Origin of the sequence: Streptomyces sp. Isolate_45 (genome assembly GCF_024721315.2) — a bacterium.
Classification (GTDB): domain Bacteria; phylum Actinomycetota; class Actinomycetes; order Streptomycetales; family Streptomycetaceae; genus Streptomyces.
In genome coordinates this window covers 14298-31728 of sequence record NZ_JANFAK020000011.1, presented here as the reverse complement: position 1 = coordinate 31728, position 17431 = coordinate 14298, and the positions used below count along the sequence as shown (strand labels likewise).

The following is a 17431-nucleotide window of genomic DNA, read 5'->3' as shown; positions in this document are numbered from 1 at the left end:
TCGGCCGGTCACGCCGCAGGTCGGGGACGCCAGGGGTTCGGGTCATTCCGGCCGGTGGTGGGTGCGGGACTCCGCGGTGGACTTCAGGTCGTTCAGCCAGGCTTCGAGGCCCTGGCGGAGGATGGCGGTCGCGGTGGGTACGTCCGCGTCGACCTGCGGGCCGACATGGGTCTCCTCGGTGACCACCCTGACGCCGCCGGGGGTCCGGGTGAAGCTCCAGACGTGGACGCCGTCGATGTGCAGCCCCTCGCCGATCGCGGGCCCCGTCCAGCGGATACACGAGTACGGCCTGAGCTGTTCGACGGTCGAGGTGATGTCCAGGCGGGTGGCCGGAGTCGGGTTGGGGGGCACCGGAACCGTCCATCGGAAGGCCGAACCCCGGCGGAGGGGGCCGTGGTCGAGGCGTTCGGCCGTCGTCACGGGAGCCTGCCAGGCCGGCCAGCGCTCCACGTCGGTCTGCAGTTTCCAGACCGTGCGCAGCGGCGCGTCGATGAGGATCTCGGCCCGGTGCCGGACGCGGGCGTCGGGGTCGACGCCCGCCCCGCCGCAGGTCGGCGACACGGCGGGGCGGGGACCGTGGGGGCCGGCCGCCCCCGCGGGTAAAGCGGTGATGGCGAGGAGGCCGGTGACGAGCGGGACGGTGAACAGGGCGGCGCGGGTGCCGTGGCTACGGCGGGTGCCGGGCATGGAGTTCCCCTTCGGCGTTCGGTGGCGGGCGTACCGTGCGGCAAGGATTCAAACTGTCGTTAGAGGCTATAACCGACTGCGGTGAGATACAAGAGGTTTCGTGACACCCTCTAACAAGGCCCTGTGGAGGGGCTCCCGGTCCGCGCCGCCGCCCCGCTACCGCCGTTCGGGAGTGGTGAGGATAACGAGCCGCTGGGTCGCCCGGGTCATCGCGACGTAGCGGTCCACCGCTCCCGCGACCCCCGTGCCGAAGTCCTGCGGGTCGACGAGGACGACCAGGTCGAACTCAAGACCCTTCGACAGCCTCGGGGTCAACGACCGGACGCGGGACGTCGCACGGAACGCGGGATCGCCGATGACGCAGGCCACCCCTTCGGCGTGCGCGGCGAGCCAGGTGTCGAGGATCGCGTCCCTCTCCGTCACGGATCCGCGCACGACCGGAATACCGCTGCTGCGTACGGAGGTCGGCACGTTGGCGTCCGGGAGCACGGCGCGGATGACCGGCGCGGCCTCCGCCATGACCTCTTCCGGGGTCCGGTAGTTGACGCTCAGGGAGGCCATGGTGATCCGGTCGATCCCGATCCGCTCCAACCGTTCCCGCCAGGACTCCGTGAACCCGTGTCCGGCCTGCGCCCGGTCGCCGACGATGGTGAAGCTCCGGGACGGGCAGCGCAGCAGCAGCATCTGCCATTCGGCGTCCGTCAGTTCCTGGGCCTCGTCCACGACGATGTGCGCGAACGGCCCGGCGAGCCGGTCCCGGTCGGTGTCGGGCAGCGCGCTCTCGTCGATCAGGCTGTCCTGGAGGTCCCTGCCGTGCAGCATCGTCACCGCGCCCTCGCCGTCGGCGTCGGCGGCGAGCACGCTTTCGATGACCCCGGCCATGCGCTCGCGCTCGGCGGCGACGGAGGCCTCGTGGCGGCGCTCGCGCAGGGACGCGCGCGGGTCGCCGAGGCGCTGTCGCGCCGCGTCCAGGAGCGGCAGGTCGGACACCGTCCAGCGCTGGGCGTCCGCGCGCTGGAGCAAGTGCGCCTCTTCGCGGCTCAGCCAGGGAGCGCACTTGCGCAGGTAGGCGGGCACCGACCACAGGTCCGCGACGAGTTCGGCCGGTTCCAGCGTCGGCCAGGCACGGTCGAGGGCCGCCGCCAGCTCCCGGTTCCGGCGCAGGGACCGGCGGAACAGTTCCTCCGGGACGTCCTCCTCGTCGCCGTCGTCGTCCCACTGGTGCTTGTCCAACAGGATCGTGGCCAGTTCCGCCCGGATCTGCTCGCGCGCCTCGTTGTGCGGGGTACCCGGCTCCACCACCTCGAAGGCCGTGGCCCAGTCATCGGCGGTCAGTCGGATGTCGGACCAGGGGGTCGTGACCGTCATGCCCGTGGCGGGCGGTTCCTCGTAGATCCTGACGGCCGCCTCGACGGCCCTCACCAGGTCCGCGGAAGACTTCAGCCGGGCCACCTCCGGGTCGCTCTCGACCGCCGCCCCGGCTCCCTCGGCCACGAGGTCCTGGATGGTGCAGGTCTGTACCCCCTCCTCGCCGAGGCTGGGCAGGACATCGGAGACGTAGGCCAGGTAGGGGCGGTGCGGGCCGACGAACAGCACGCCGCCGCGGCGGTGACCGAGCCGGGGGTCGGAGTGGAGGAGGTGGGCGGTTCGGTGCAGGGCGACGACGGTCTTGCCCGTACCGGGGCCGCCGTCGACGACGAGGGCGCCCCGGGAGCCGGCCCGGATGATGGCGTCCTGGTCCGCCTGGATGGTGCCGAGCACGTCCCGCATCCGGGACGACCGGTTGCCGCCGAGCCCGGCGATGAAGGCGGACTGGTCATCGAGCGCGGCGTGCCCTTCCAGGCCTTCGCTGGTGAACACCTCGTCCCAGTAGTCGCCGATCCGGCCGCGGGTCCACCGGTACCGGCGGCGGCTGCTCAGGCCCATCGGGTTGGCGTGGGTGGCGGCGAAGAACGGCTCCGCCGCCGGGGAGCGCCAGTCGACCAGCAGCCGGCGGCCCGTGCTGTCGGTGAGGCCGAACCGTCCGATGTACAGGGGCTCGGTGTCGTCGGCGCCGACCATGCGGCCGAGACACAGGTCCAGGCCGAAGCGGCGCAGCACGCGCAGGCGAGCGCTGAGCCGGTGGATCTCCGCGTCCCGGTCCATCGCCTGCCGGCCCATGCCGCCGGGCGCCCTGCGTGCGGCGTCGAGCCGCTCGGACACCTCGGCGATCGTGCGGTCGAGGGTCTGGGAGAGGGCGGAGAAGTGCTGCTCGTCCCCGGCGACCAGCTTCGGGTCGGCCTTGGCGGAAAGGTGGTCGGGAAGGTCGAACACGCTGGTGGTCAGCGGGTGCACGGATGCGGCTCCGATCTCGGGTCGGTCGTTCGCGACCCCGGTGTGCGGGAGGTTCTGTACGTGAATGCGCTTGGTGTGGTGGGGCGTCCGGGACGGGTCGCCCCGCGGCGTGCGGGCGGGGGCGGAAACGCCGTTCCTCACGCGGACGGGGAAGCCGATCCCCGTGTGGACGCCGAAGGCTCGTGTCGGCCGACCTCGTCGAGCAGCCGGCGGGCCGCCACCGTGGTTCCGTCGGTGCGGACCGTGGCGGCCACCGCGGTGGCCCGTTCGCGGATCCCGGGGGCCAGGGCGCTTTCGAGCGCGACGGCGAGGGAGTCGGCGGTGGGGGCCGAGCCGGCGTGTTCCGCGCCGATGCCCAGGTCCACCACCCGGCCGGCCCAGTACGGCTGGTCCCCGCCCGTGGGTACGACGACCTGGGGCGCCCCGGCCAGGGCCGCGGTCGTCGTGGTCCCCGCGCTGCCGTGGTGGACGACCGCGGACACCCGGCGGAACAGTGCCCGGTGGTTGGCCTCGCCGACGAGGAAGCAGTCGTCGCGGTCGTCCGTCAGGGCCAACTCGGCCCAGCCGCGGGAGAGGACCACGCGGCGGCCCTGAGCCCGGACCGCCTCGACGGCCGTACGGGCGGCCTCGCCGGCAGCGGCCGCGGGCATGCTGCCGAAGCCGACGTACACCGGTGCGTCACCGGCGTCGAGGAACTCCAACAGGTCCGCGTCCAGGGGCCGTTCGTCCGGGACGGCCCACGCTCCGGTCTGGAAGACGTCGAGGTCCGTCGGCTGCCACGGGGCGAGCACCGGGTCAGTGGCGAGCCACGGCTGATCGGAGAAGGCGTAGTCGCGGATGTTGTCGACCGGCGGCAGGCCCGCCGACGCACGGTGGGTGTTGAGCATCTCGCCGAACATCGTGTGCGCGATGAGGGCGTCCTCGTCCCACAGGGTCCGGTTGGCGATCTCCGCCGACGGCTCCGGCCTGCCCCGCCGTACGGGCGGCCTGCGGTGCGGCGACGGCAGGCTGACCGGCTGGTGGCTCGCGTGCACGTAGCGAACGCCCAACTGCTCGGCGACCGACCGCGCGGCGGCCGTGACCGGCAGCGGCCCGGTCACGACCAACGCGTCGCACCCCTTGGCCACCGCGGCGACGGTGTCGAACTGGAGGGCCATCAACTCGGACGCGCGCCGCGCCAGGCCCACCGCCGAACCCGGCTCCACCGTGGTCACCACCGGGCGGACGGCCGGGCCGGCGGGGACCATCTCCACCCCGACGGCGTCCAGCCTCTTGCGGAACTCTTCGTCGGGCGGCGCGCACACCCGGACCTCGGCGCCGAGCTCCCGCAGCCGCACCGCGAGCCCCACCATCGGTTCGACGCTCCCGCGCGACCCGTACGTCGACACGACCACACGCATGGCGAACCCCCTGTCCCATGATCATTGGCTTAGGTCGGTGATTCTGCTTCACCCCCGGGGCCTTGCCGCAAGCCCCCCTACGCGCTATAACTTGAGAGTGGCAAGGAGTGCGTATCCCTCCTTGCCTTTCCTTTTGGCCGCCCGTTGCGGATGGATCGCCCCGGCCACTCGCCGCCCACGATGCCGCGCCACGCCTGCCCGTCCGGTACGGAGAGCTCCGTACCGCAGTCGGTGCGGACCGCCCCGCCCGAACCAGTAGGGGTGCCCGTGGGCCACCGCGTCCTGACCATCCGTCAGGGCCCGTCGGTGCGGCTGCCGTACCGTACCGCCCTCCCGGTCGGGGTCGATCGGCAGCAAGGGCGACGTAGGAGAGTACGGTGCCGGCCGGCGCCCACGGCCGACCGGCCCCGGTGACGGATGGTGCGGCGCCGCGGCGCCGACGGGCGGCCGTCAGTACGAGTGGTCGACCGTGACGTCCGCGGACAGGCGCAGTGCCTCCTCGGCCGGTGCCCCGCGCAGCCCCAGCAGGGTCAGCGTGAGGGCGTCGATCGCGGCGAGGTGCGCCAGTCGGCCGGCGACGGTCTCCAGACCGAACACCAGGTCCTGGCCGCCCGCGACGAGCGTGCAGTCGCTGGTCTCGCTCAGGGGTGAGCGGGCGTAGCTGGTGACGGCCACCACCCCGGCCCCGGCCCGCCGCGCGCGCCGGGCGGCGTCCACCGTACTGCGCGTGGCGCCCGTGTGGCTGATGGCCAGGCAGACCGCGGGGGCCGTCAGTTGCGACGCGGCCAGCTGTGCGGTCAGCGGGTCGGCCGGTGCGTCGACCGCGCAGCCCAGCGCGCGCAGCCGGTAGGCGGCGTCCAGCGCGACGGCGCCGGACAGTCCCGCGCCGACCACGAGCACCCGGGCGGCCGCGTCGACCAGTCCGGCCGCCGTGCGGAGCCGCTCCGGGGTCACCGTGGCCACGAGCCCGTTCAGCGCCTCCTGGGCGGCGCGGACCGTGTCGGCCAGGGCGCGGGCGGCCGGGTCCCGGTCCCGGGAGGGTTCCGGGGCGGGTGCCTGCCGGGCGGCGTTGATCTTCAGCTCCTGGTAGCCGCGGAACCCCAGCCGCTGGCACGCCCGTACGACCGAGGACGGTGCGGTGCCTGCCAGGGCGGCGACGTCGCTGACGCTTAGGTGCACCAGCTCCGCGCCCTTGTCCAGGACGACCCTCGCCACCCGGGCCTCGGTCTCGCGCAGCTCGGGCAGGCGGGACCTGATGTGGGCGGCGAGCCCGCCCCCCGGGGCGGAATGAATTTCCATGTGGCTAGTGTAGTGAGGAATTCTGTTCCACTACTTCCATGACCTTCCAGTACTTCCATGACCTTCCATGACCTTCTGAGTCCGCACCACCTCCGTAGGACCACCGTGGGGAGCACACGTGCCCGGGAACCTGCCCCTCTTGACGGGCTCGGCCGCCGTGCCCCTCGTCGTCCTCGCCTCGGCGGTGTTGCACGCCACCTGGAACGGCCTCACCCACGGCCTGCGCGACAAGCTGGCCGGCTTCACCTTGATCAGCCTCGCCTCCGCCGGATGCGGCGCCGTCCTCGTCTGTTTCGCCCCGCCGCCCGCCCCGGCCGCCTGGCCGTACATCGCGGCCTCCGCCGCCCTCCAGGCCACCTACCAGCTACTGCTCCTACGGGCGTACCAACTCGGCGATTTCGGTCAGATGTATCCGACCGCCCGGGGGACCTCGCCCGTCGTGGTGGCCCTGGTCTCCACGACCCTGCTCGGTCACTCGCTGCCCGTCGGACAGGCCATCGGCATCGCGGTGATCTCCTGCGGCCTGGCCGGGCTCGCCCTGGCCGACGGTCTCCCCGGCCGCGCCCAGCTCCCCGCGCTCGCGGCCGCCCTCGGGACGGGGGTGATGATCGCCTCCTACACCCTCGTGGACGGCACCGGCGTCCGGGTCTCCGGCAGCGTCTTCGGCTACATCGCCTGGCTCTTCCTCTGCCAGGGCCTCGTCCTCCCGCTGATCGCCCTGGCCCGCCGGGGGCCCGCGCTGTTCACCGCGCTACGGCCGCTGTGCGGTCGCGGCCTGACCGGCGGGCTGCTCTCCCTCCTGGCGTACGGGCTCGTCGTGTGGGCGCAGTCCCGCGGCGACCTGTCCACCATTGCCGCCCTACGGGAAACCAGCATCGTCTTCGGGGCCCTGATCGGCGCGTTCGTCTTCCGCGAACGCCTCGGTCACCGACGCGTCACGGCTGCCGCCACCGTCCTGGTGGGCATCGCCGTGCTCCAGATCGCCGGCCAGTAGCACCCGTCCGGCGGGTCACTTCTTCTCGCAGGTGAAGGTCACCTGCCCGCTGCGCGCGCTCTGCTTCTGGTCCGGCAGGTGCAGGGTGACGAAGGTGCTCACAGTCGAGGCGTTCGGCTGCGGCGGGACCTCCACGACGTGCAGCAGGGCGTGGCCGGTGATGGGGGGCGCGAAGTCGACGGAGCCCGGGGAGACCGGGGTGGAACTGGAGGCGAACGTCCAGTAGTAGCGGACCTTTCCCGTCCCGGTGGCCGTGATCTTGCCGTCGAACTCGGCCGTGGTCGGCTTGGCGCAGTCGATGACGGTACCGGCGGGCGTCAGGATGACCACCTCGACCTTGGTGACCCGTACGTCCTGTTTGCCGCCGCCCGGCTTCTGGGCCGGGGCCGTGGCGCACGTGACGCGCTTGGTCTGCTGGGACCCGGCGACCTTGTAGCTGACGCCGTACGCGCCGTGGCTCAGGCCCGGCCGGTCAAGTACGCCCTTGGCGTTGACCTTGACCTGCAGGGACGTCTTCGGTCCCTCGATGCGCACCGCCTGGTTCGCGGGGAACCCTCCGAGGTGGAGCTTGTAGGACGCGCCACCGGCCGGCCCCCGGTTCCCGCCCGGCAGCAGTTGGCAGGAGGGGGCCGCGGGTGCGGCTCCCGGTTCCGTCGCCGTGCTGCCGTGGGCCGCCAGGGCGGGTGTGAGGGCGACGGAGGAAGCGAGGAGCGGAGCCGCGAGGAGCACGAGACACCGACGCCGGTTGGTCTGCCCGTTCATCGCGCTGCCCTTCGTGAGGGGAGCCCCGAGCGAGGACCTCAGGATATCGGCCGTGGCCTCGGCGGGCAGCGCGTGAGGCTGTCGGTCAGGAGCCGTCCCGGCCCGGGCCCCGACGGTCTCCCGGTCGAGGCTGTTCGACCGTGCTGGTGCCGCTTCCCGGCCGGGACTCCCAGGTCCACGTCTCCTCCATGCGCAGGCGGCCGTCGGGAAGCTCCGTGATGAGGGAGACGCAGTGCCCGGAGGCGGTCGTACCGTCGGGGCGGAGTTGGACGTAGCGGAAGTCGATGGTGTCACCGGCCCTGGTGCCGACCAGGTGGCCCCGCACCACGTCCCCACCGGCGTACTCGGCCCATATGCGTCCGTCCACCTCGTGGTACTCGAACAGGGTCTGCAGCCCGACCTGGCCGGGAGCCTGGTCGGCGACGGGGGCGAAGGTGAGGCCGTCGAGCGAACGCGTCATGAATGCTCCTTGGAAGTGGGTGGTTGCCCGGATGTCGGATGATGCCGGACGCCCGCCGGAAAACCGGAGTGGGCGGGCGGACCCGGGGCTACCTGCCGAAAAGGAAGAATCGGGCCGGGACGAAGATCTCGTGGCCGGTCGGGAAGCGGACGCGCACTCCGGACTCCGTCCATGTGGTCGATTCGATGCCCTTCGCGCCCAGGACGGGGTCGATGTCCAACCAGTGTCCGTAGGACGCCCCGGTATATCTGCCGACTATCATTTTGTAGGAGTGCCGGCCGGACAGGGTGTGCTCATGTACCAGCCCCAGGTGGTGCGGTGCCTCGTCGGCGTACTTCACGTTCGAGGGGGCGGCGCTGCTGTACGTCACCTCGGTCCGGGGCCACCAGAGGACCGTCAGGAGACCGACGGTCAGCAGGATGCCCGCCGCGGCGCCGAGCAGCACCCTGCCGATTCCGGTCCTCCGGCGTGGCCCCGCGACCCGGTCGGGCCGGTCGGGGGTGATGGTGTCGATGATGTTCCTCCAGGACGGACCTCGCTCCGTACCCGGTCGGCCGGAGACGGCTCTGCGGGAAAGACGCGGGAGCGGGCCGACCGGTTGTCGTGACGGCGGCTCAGTTCCGTGCGGACGCGCCGGCGGACGCTCGCGCGCGCTCGTCGCCGCGGGGCCGGGGACGCGGCGTCCGCCACCCGTCCCATACCCTCGTGCACGGAGATGCTCCGTGATGCCGTGCGCATCCGTACCGAGGAGGCGACGGTGAGGGGAACAGGCCTGCGGTGGTGGCTCGCGGGGGCCGTGACCGCGCTCTGCGTGGTGCTCATCGGCCCCAGCGCACCGAGCAGTGCCCTCATCGCCAGGCCGTTGCCGGCCCACGCCGTGAAGGAGGTCGTCCCCGACCGGGTCGCCACCTGGAACATCTGCAACCCCTGCGGTCGGGTCGGGCACAACCTCGGCCGGGCGGCGGAGATCGCCACGTACGCTCCCCAGGTCATCGGTCTGCAAGAGGCGTGCGTGCGCGACGTCGAGAAGATCCGTGACCACCTGAAGACCTTCTACGGGCTCGACTACCACGTCGAGTACGGGATGGTCCTGCGGAACCGGAACCGCTGCGGGGGGCTTCCGTGGAGCCCGGGGGGCTTCGGCCAGGCGATCCTCTCAGCGGCACCCATGACGGACAGCAAGCAAGTGGAATATCCCGACGGCGGATCCGAGGACCGTGGGTACATGGCGGTCACCACCACCGTGGGCGGCCGGTCCGTCCGCGTCTTCAACACCCACCTCGCCCAGCGACGGCAAGAGGCGGTCCGGGCGGACCAGATCGGCGTCCTCGCCGCGGAAGTCGCCCGGCACGACCGGGCGATCGTCCTCGGCGACTTCAACGCCGTGCCGGACGCCCCCGAACTCGGCGCGCTGTGGGCACTGGCCGCGGATGCGGACCCGCAGTGCCGGCCCTCGCCCGACGGCGGGGCCTGCGAGCCGACCACCGACTGGCGCCTGAAGTTCGACTACGTCTTCCTGCGGGACATCACCCCACGGGCGCAGCACGTACAACCCAGCCGGTACTCGGACCACGACATGGTGCACGCCGATCTGAACATCGCCTGAACCCGACCGGACCCCGGCTCGAACCCGGCCGACGGGTCAGCCCTTCCACGCGCGTCGCACCCTGCCCTCCTCCACCTCGAGGTTCAGGCGCCCTTCCAGGTACTCCAGGGTGATCAGCGCGCCCGGCGGAAGTCGGCGCAGGGTCGACCAGCCCCGTAGGCGGGCCCGGTGTTCGGCCTCCGCCGCTTCGAGCCCGACGTAGCGGGTCGGGTCGTCGTCGTCGGGGGAGGCGGGGGCGGGAGAAGGAGTCATGGGTCCCTCCTGCCCCGCCACCCCCTTGCCGACGCCACGGGCGCCGGAGCGGTGTGAGGCGGTACCGGGCGGCGCGTCGGGAGGCCCGGCCGACCATGGAGCGAAATCGGACACGTGTGCGGGGTGACGGGATCCGCACCTGCCGCACCAAAACCCTACTGACCAGTACTTTCGACGTCCCGACGCATGCGGATGTCCGTTGAATTCTCGCCTTTCATTCACATCGATGCATGGAGTACGGACCGTCGATATCAGGAATGCGTCGCCCTTCGGGAGTGCCCCGACACCCTGGGACCCCCTGCGGATCAGGGCCGCAGCGTTGACCCCTCAGTAACTTGCCGCTACTTTCGCTACGTCCACCGAACTGCCCGAATTCCCGTTCCGGGCGCGCGCGACCCCATGCCTTCCTTCGGCACTTTCGTTTGACCGAAATTTCCCCCCGGGTAATGCATCGCACATTTCGGAGAATTATGACGTCGGCAGAGCACGTCCTGGACCTGGTCATTGGATTGACTCCTTTCGGTGAGCCCGACGCGCGGCTGGCGGCCGCCGTGACGCGCGGTGGGGGACTCGGCGTGCTGGACCTCGGGGGCGGGGACCGCGCGGCCAGGAAGGAATGGGACGACCTGCGCAGGTGGCTTCCGGGCCGCCACGGGGTCCGCGTCGGTCCGCGGTGCCGATTACCCCTCGACGACCTCGTCCGCGACGGCGCCCCGCCCCACACCGTGGTCCTCGGCGTCAGCGCCACGTGGTCTCCCGGCGCACTGCCGCGCGGCGTGCGCGTCCTCGCCGAGGTGACCGGGGCGGACGGGGCCCGGGCCGCCCTGGACGCGGGCGTCCACGGCCTCATAGCCCGCGGCGGCGAATGCGGTGGGCGGATCGGCGAACTCGGCACCTTCGTCCTGCTCCAGCAACTGCTCGACATGGTCGGCCCCGACGGTCCACCGGTGTGGGCCTGCGGCGGCATGGCGCCGGGCACGGCCGCCGCGGCCGTGGTGGGCGGGGCCGCGGGCGTCGTCCTCGACACCCAGCTCGCGCTCCTGGCCGAGTCGGCGGTTCCCGAATCCGTCGCGACCGTCCTGCGGGGGATGGACGGCTCCGAGACCACCGTCCTGGCCGGCCACCGGTTCCTGCACCGCCGCGCTCCCGGGCCCCGGCCGGCGGACGAGCTTCCCGACGACCCGGCGCGGGTGGCGGCCCTCCTCGGCGGCCGGGACCCGGACGGGCAGCTGCTGCCGGTGGGCCAGGACGCCTTCCTCGCGGCCCGTTTCGCGGACCGCCACGGCGACGCCGCGAGCGCCGTCCGCGCAGTCACCGAAGCGGTACTGGCCGCCGTCGAGGAGGACCGCGCCGCCGACGTCCTGCGCCCCGGATCGGCCATGAGCCGCGCCCTGGGCACCCGTCTCCCGATCGCACAGGGCCCCATGACCCGCGTCAGCGACGGCGTGGACTTCGCCCGTGCCGTGGCCGACGACGGGGCCCTGCCGTTCCTGGCCCTGGCGCTCGCCGGCGGCGATCAGGCCCGTGCCCTGCTCGCCGAGGCGGGGACCGCGTTGGCCGGCCGGCCCTGGGGGGTCGGCGTGCTCGGCTTCGCCCCCGAGGAGACCCGTACCGCGCAGTTGGAGGCCGTCCGCGCCCACCGACCCACCCACGTGATCATCGCCGGGGGGCGCCCCTCGCAGGCGCGGGCCCTGGAGGACGACGGCATCAAGGCCTTCCTGCACGTGCCCTCGCCCGGACTGCTGCGCCAGTTCCTGGAGCAGGGAGCCCGACGGTTCGTCTTCGAGGGCGCCGAGTGCGGCGGCCACGTCGGGCCGCGCAACAGCTTCCCGCTCTGGGAGGCCCAACTCGCCGTGATCGGCGACTGGCTGGACGAGAACCAGGACCGGACACAGGGCTCGGGCGGGCAACCGGGCCCCGACCGGGAGCGGGGCCCGCACGGCACGGCGGGCATCGAGGTGTTCCTCGCCGGCGGGATCCACGACGCACGCTCGGCGGCCATGGCGGCCGCGCTCGCCGCCCCCCTGACTTCCCGCGGCTGCGCGGTGGGCGTCCTGATGGGCACCGCCTACCTGTTCACCGAGGAAGCCGTCGCGTGCGGGGCCGTACGACCCCTCTTCCAACGGCAGGTCATCGCCGCGGAGCGGACCGCGCTGCTGCGCACGGCCCCCGGGCACGCCACCCGGTGCGTTCCCAGCCCGTTCAGTGACGGCTTCCAAGGCGTTGAGGCCGCGCTGCGCGCCGAGGGCGTTCCCGGACGCGAGATCTGGGAACGGCTGGAACGGCTCAACGTCGGCCGGTTGCGCATGGCCAGCAAGGGCGTCGAACGCACCGGCGCCGGGATCCTGGAACCCGTGGACGAGTCCCGCCAGTACGCGGAGGGCATGTTCATGGCGGGCGAGGTGGCGGTGTTGCGCAGCTCGACCACCACCGTCGCCGCCCTGCACGCCTCCGTCACCGACGGGGCCGTCGGCCACCTCGACCGACGTGCCGCCGACCTCCGCGGTGGCCGCGCACCCGGCCTGGCCCCCACCGCCGACGCCTCGGTGTCCGAGCCGGCGCCCGCACCGCTGGACGTGGCGATCGTCGGCATGGCCTGCATGTTCCCGCAGGCACCGGACCTGGCCGCCTTCTGGGGGCTCGTCCTCGACGGCCGGGACGCCGTCACCGAGGTGCCGCCGGAACGCTGGGACCCCGCCGTGCACCACTCCCCCGGGCCCGGGGCGGCCAGCGCCTCGAAGTGGGGCGGATTCCTGCCCCGGATCCCCTTCGACCCGCTGCGCTACGGCATCCCGCCGGCCTCGTTGGGCAACATCGAGCCCGTACAGCTCCTGGCGCTCGAATCCGCTCGGCGCGCCCTGGAGGACGCCGGATACGGAGAGGACGGCCGGGCCTTCGACCGGACGCGGGCGGGGGTCGTCTTCGGTGCCGAGGCGGGCAGCGACCTGTCCAACGCCACCACCCTGCGGGCGGTGCTCCCCTCCTACTACGGGCACGTCCCGCCCGAACTGGACGACCAGTTGCCGCGGTTCACCGAGGACACCTTCCCCGGCATGCTGGCCAACGTCATCTCCGGCCGGGTGGCCAACCGCCTCGACCTGCGCGGCGCCAACTACACCGTCGACGCCGCCTGCGCCTCCTCCCTGGCCGCCGTCGACGCCGCCTGCAAGGAACTGGTGCTGGGCTCCAGCGACCTGATGCTGTGCGGGGGCGCCGACCTGCACAACGGCATCAACGACTACGCCCTGTTCACCTCCGTGCACGCGCTCTCCCCCACCGGCCGGTCGCGGCCCTTCGACGCCGGCGCGGACGGCATCGTCCTCGGGGAGGGCGTCGCCTGCGTCGTCCTCAAACGCCTCGCGGACGCGGAGCGCGACGGTGACCGCGTGTACGGCGTGATCAAGGGGGTCGGCAGTTCCAGTGACGGCCGCTCCCTCGGGCTGACCGCCCCGCGTCCGGAGGGCCAGCGCGCCGCCCTGGAGCGCGCCTACCGCAACGCCGGGGTCTCCCCCGCACAGGTCACCCTCGTGGAGGCGCACGGCACCGGCACCGTGGTGGGCGACCGTACCGAACTGGGCGTGCTCACCGAGGTGTTCTCCGAGGCGGGCGCGGCGAGCGGCGCGTGCGTGCTGGGATCGGTGAAGTCACAGATCGGGCACACCAAGTGCGCCGCGGGACTGGCCGGGCTGATCAAGACCGCGCTCGCCCTGCACACCGGCGTCCGGCCACCCACCCTGCACCTGGAGCGGCCGGTTTCCGCGTGGAAGGAGGGCGAGAGCCCGTTCGTCTTCCACCGGGAGGCGCTGCCGTGGCCCGCCGCCTCCGAGCGGCGACTCGCGGGCCTGAGCGCCTTCGGCTTCGGTGGCACCAACTTCCACGTCGTGCTCGCCGCGCACGGCGGTGACGGGCCGCCTCCGGTCCACTCCCGGGACGACTGGCCGGCGGAGCTGTTCACCTTCCGGGGCACCACCGCGGCGGCGGCCCGCCGAGCCGCCGCCGAACTGCTCGACCTCGCCGTCGGGGCCGAGTCGGGTGCCGCCCCGTGGCGGCTGCGCGACCTGGCCGCGACGGCCGCGCACCGTGCCGCCCGCGCCCAGGGCCCCGTACGAGCCTCGTTCGTCGCGCACGACCCCGCCGACCTGTGCCGGCGGCTCGGACACACGCTCCACGCGCTCGACGCCCGCACCGCCCCCGAGGACCTTCCGCCGGGCACGACACCCCTTCCCGCGGCCGCCACCGGCCTTCCGGCGCCGGAGGTCCACCTCGCGGAGCGGGCGGCCGACGGCGGCCCCGGCCTCACGGCGTTCCTCTTCCCCGGGCAGGGCAGCCAACGCCCGGGCATGTCGGCGCACCTGTTCACCACCTTCCCGGAGCTCGGCCGACTGCTGGACACAGGCGGTGGCGCCCACGTCCCCGCGACCCTCCACCCGCCCGCGTCGTTCGACGACGCCGGGCGGGAGCGCGACCGGCGGGCCCTGACCGACACCCGGGCGGCCCAGCCGGCCCTGGGCATCGTCGAACTCGCCGCGTACGACGTCCTCACCCGATCCGGGGTCCGCCCCGACCTGGCCGCCGGTCACAGCTACGGAGAACTCGTCGCCCTGTGCGCGGCGGGCGTCATCGACGCCGACGCCCTGCCCGGTCTCAGCGCCGCCCGGGCGGCCGCCGTGCTCGGCGCGGCCGGTGACGACCCCGGCGCCATGGTCGCCGCCGCGGCCACACCCGAGGAGGTCGAACGGGCCCTCGGCACTCGGCCACCGGAGGGGCTCGTCCTGGCGAACCACAACGCCCCCCGGCAGAGCGTCCTCTCCGGTCCGACCGCCGCGGTCGACGCGGCGCTGCGGTCGCTGCGCGACGCCGGTCTCGGTGCCAAGCGGCTGCCGGTCGCGTGCGCCTTCCACAGTCCACTGCTCGCGGCCGCCGGGCCCGTCTTCCGGCAGGCCCTCGAACAACACCCGCTCCGCGCGCCGGAGTTCCCGGTCTGGGCGAACCGCACCGCCCGCCCGTACGAGGCGCGCGCCGACGCCGTGCGCGACGAACTCGCCGCCCAGATCGGCTCCCCGGTGCGCTTCGTGGCGCAGATCGAGGCGATGTACGAGGCCGGTGCGCGCACCTTCGTCGAGGTGGGGCCCGGCCGGGTCCTGACCCGGCTCGTCGCCGACATCCTGGGTGACCGCCCGCACCGCGTCGTCGCCTGCGAGCCCCGGCCCGGTAGTGGTCTCCCGGACCTGCTGGACGCGCTCGCGCGGCTCGCGGCCGGCGGGTTGCCGGTGGTCACGGACTGGATGTTCCGGGGTCGGGACGCCGTCGACATCGACCGGACACCCGCGCCGCGCCGCCCCGGTTGGACGGTGGACGGCCACCTCGTACGCACCGCCGCCGGCGAGACGCTCCCCGGCGCCCTCGCGCCCGCCCGACGAGTCGTGGAGATCCCCGTGACAACGCATCCCGGTCAGCCGCCGGCCGGTACGGCCGACGCCCTCGTGGCCGAGTTCCTCCGCACCAGCCGGGACATGATCGCCGCACAACGCGACGTCCTGCTCGCCTACTTCGGCACCGCCCCGGAGGTGGGATCTCCCGTGGGGAGGACGGCGCCGCCACCGGAGGTGCGGGAGCTGCCGCAGCTCCCGGCCGCCCCGGCGGGGTACGCCGGGCCGTACGCCGCACCGTACGCCGAGCCTCCGACCACGGCCGGTGCCGTACCCCCGCCCGCCGTCGCGGCGGAGGCCGCGGGGGGCGCGGGGGGCGCGGGAGCCCTCACCGAGGAGGGGGTGCTGCGCACGGTCCTGGAGCTCATCAGCGAGCGCACCGGCTACCCCCTGGACATGGTGGAGCCCGACCTCGACCTGGAGGCGGACCTCAGCGTCGACTCCATCAAGCGCGCCGAGATCGCCGGCGAGCTGGCCCGGCGCCTGGGCGCCTTCGACGGCTCCGCCGCGCTCTCCCTGGACGACGCCGAGCTGGAGGAACTCACCCGCGCCCGGACCGCCTCGGCGATCGCGCACTGGCTGGTCACCCGTGTCGCCGGCCCCTCCGGGGTCGAGGCCACCGCAAGGGACGGCGGACCGACGCCCGACGACGCGTCAGCGGCCGAACCCGCGCCCACACCCACACCCACACCGCACGACGCACCGGACGAGCAGCCCCGCCTCGCCGCCCCGCGCCGCTTCCGGATGTTGCCGGTGCCGCTGCCCGAGCCGGAGAGAGGTCCCGGAACGACCGGACTCGCCGGAGCGCGGTACACCCTGGTCGGCGACGGCACCGGCGTCTTCCGGGGGGTCGCCGCGGAACTGTCCGCCCGCCTGACCCGGCTCGGCGCCGAGCCGGTCGTGGTCGGTGCCGATCACGCCCCGAGCGGGGCCGAAGGACCCGTGGACGGCGTCTTCGTCCTCACGGCCCTCGGCGAGGACGGTGCTCCGTTCCTGCCGGCGGGATTCCCGCTCGTACGGGACGTCCTGCGCGGCGGACCCCGACGGCTGTTCCTCGCCCACGCGGTGGACGGGGTCCGGGCCGCGGGAGTGGACGGGCTGTCGCGGTCCGCCGCCCGGGAGTACCCGGCGGTGGGCGTGCGCTCCGTCGGGCTGGACCTGGGCGCCGGCGAGTCTCCGGCCGGCGCGGCGGACGCGCTGGTGGCCGAGCTCCTCGCGGACGACGCGGTACCCGTGGTCCTGCGCACCCCCGCCGGACGGTTCACGACGGAGCTGACCGGGGCGCCGCTCGGCGCGCTCGGCGCCACGGGAGCGGGGCCGGCCGGCGAGGGCGCCGCCGAGGTGGCGGCGCTGGGCCTGGACCGGGAGAGCGTCGTGGTCCTCGTCGGCGGTGCGCGCGGGATCACCGCCCGGTGCGCGGTCGCGCTCGCGACCGCCTCCCGGTGCCGCATCGAACTCCTCGGGCGCACTCCGGTGCCGGACGGACCCGAGGACCCGCAGACCTCCGGCGCCGTCGACCGGGCGGCCCTGCGGGCGGTGCTCGCGGGTACCGGTCGCCACGGCACTCCCGCCGAGATCGACCGCGCCGCCGACCTGGTGCTGGCCCGGCGCGAGGTGATCGCGACGCTGGCCGCGCTGAACGCCGCGGGCAGCCGGGCCCGTTACCGCAGCGTGGACTGCCGGGAGGCGCCCGCCGTGCTCCAGGCGGTCAAGGAGATCCACGCCGAGCACGGCCGCGTCGACGGGGTGGTGCACGCCGCCGGGATCATCGAGGACCGGCTGATGGAGGAGAAGTCCGCCGCCTCGTTCGGGCGGGTCTACGGCACCAAGACCGAGAGCGCCGCGGCGCTGCTCGCCGCCGTGGAGCAGTTGCCCCGGCCTCCGTCCTTCGCCGTGCTGTTCGGCAGCATCGCCGCCGTACTCGGAAACCGTGGGCAGGCGGACTACGCGGCGGCCAACGACGCGCTGGAGGCGATCGGCTCCGCCTGGGCGGCACGGACCGGGGGGCGCGCGTTGACCGTCCACTGGGGCCCGTGGGCCCCCTCCGAGGACCACGCCGGCATGGTGGGGCCCGAGCTGGCCCGCCACTACGCGCAGCGCGGGATCACCCTCATCGATCCCGAGGAGGGTGCCCTGGCCCTGCTGCGGGAACTCGCCTGGGGCGAGGAGACGGTCCGCTCGGTCGTCCACACCGCCTCGGAGTGGTGA

Annotated in this window: 11 protein-coding genes; 3 read left to right on the top strand and 8 right to left on the bottom strand. The window is 73.8% G+C overall.

The genetic code is table 11. The features are described from left to right. Positions 1–42 precede the first annotated feature (42 nt). The 4 genes from NOD94_RS06180 to NOD94_RS06165 form a co-directional block, all read right to left on the bottom strand. Positions 43–687: an SRPBCC family protein gene (locus tag NOD94_RS06180; RefSeq protein WP_281204689.1), complete on the bottom strand. Its 645-nt coding sequence runs from the start codon at positions 685–687 to the stop codon at positions 43–45. A gap of 156 nt (positions 688–843) precedes the next feature. Beyond that, complete coding sequence (gene helR / locus NOD94_RS06175) at positions 844–3021, bottom strand: RNA polymerase recycling motor ATPase HelR (protein ID WP_281204747.1); 2178 nt, start codon at positions 3019–3021, stop codon at positions 844–846. A gap of 137 nt (positions 3022–3158) precedes the next feature. Beyond that, the gene (locus tag NOD94_RS06170; RefSeq protein WP_281204688.1) at positions 3159–4421 is read right to left on the bottom strand and encodes a glycosyltransferase; all 1263 of its coding nucleotides are present in this window, start codon (positions 4419–4421) and stop codon (positions 3159–3161) included. A gap of 450 nt (positions 4422–4871) precedes the next feature. After that, the gene (locus NOD94_RS06165) at positions 4872–5720 is read right to left on the bottom strand and encodes a MurR/RpiR family transcriptional regulator (protein WP_281204687.1); all 849 of its coding nucleotides are present in this window, start codon (positions 5718–5720) and stop codon (positions 4872–4874) included. 118 nt (positions 5721–5838) lie between these two features. On the opposite strand from NOD94_RS06165, the gene NOD94_RS06160 reads away from it, so the two are divergent. Next, positions 5839–6714, top strand: a complete 876-nt coding sequence (locus NOD94_RS06160; RefSeq protein WP_281204686.1) for a DMT family transporter — start codon at positions 5839–5841, stop codon at positions 6712–6714. A 15-nt stretch (positions 6715–6729) separates the two neighbouring features. Here the strand turns inward: NOD94_RS06160 and NOD94_RS06155 are convergent, their stop codons facing one another. The 3 genes from NOD94_RS06155 to NOD94_RS06145 all read right to left on the bottom strand — a co-directional run bounded on the left by NOD94_RS06155 (position 6730) and on the right by NOD94_RS06145 (position 8381). Beyond that, positions 6730–7476, bottom strand: a complete 747-nt coding sequence (locus NOD94_RS06155) for a hypothetical protein (RefSeq protein ID WP_281204685.1) — start codon at positions 7474–7476, stop codon at positions 6730–6732. 85 nt (positions 7477–7561) lie between these two features. Next, a complete protein-coding gene (locus NOD94_RS06150) occupies positions 7562–7936 on the bottom strand; it encodes a hypothetical protein (protein ID WP_281204684.1) in 375 nt (124 codons plus the stop codon). A gap of 88 nt (positions 7937–8024) precedes the next feature. Next, the gene (locus NOD94_RS06145) at positions 8025–8381 is read right to left on the bottom strand and encodes a hypothetical protein (RefSeq protein ID WP_281204683.1); all 357 of its coding nucleotides are present in this window, start codon (positions 8379–8381) and stop codon (positions 8025–8027) included. Positions 8382–8666: 285 nt separating this feature from the next. On the opposite strand from NOD94_RS06145, the gene NOD94_RS06140 reads away from it, so the two are divergent. Further along, positions 8667–9542 carry an endonuclease/exonuclease/phosphatase family protein gene (locus NOD94_RS06140; RefSeq protein ID WP_281204682.1) on the top strand — a complete coding sequence of 292 codons (876 nt, stop codon included), beginning with the start codon at positions 8667–8669 and terminating at the stop codon, positions 9540–9542. A 36-nt stretch (positions 9543–9578) separates the two neighbouring features. Here the strand turns inward: NOD94_RS06140 and NOD94_RS06135 are convergent, their stop codons facing one another. Continuing rightward, positions 9579–9794 (bottom strand): I78 family peptidase inhibitor, encoded by a 216-nt coding sequence (locus NOD94_RS06135; protein ID WP_281204681.1) that lies wholly within the window; start codon positions 9792–9794, stop codon positions 9579–9581. Positions 9795–10264: 470 nt separating this feature from the next. Between NOD94_RS06135 and NOD94_RS06130 the strand changes: the two genes are divergently transcribed. After that, positions 10265–17431, top strand: a complete 7167-nt coding sequence (locus NOD94_RS06130; RefSeq protein WP_281204680.1) for a type I polyketide synthase — start codon at positions 10265–10267, stop codon at positions 17429–17431.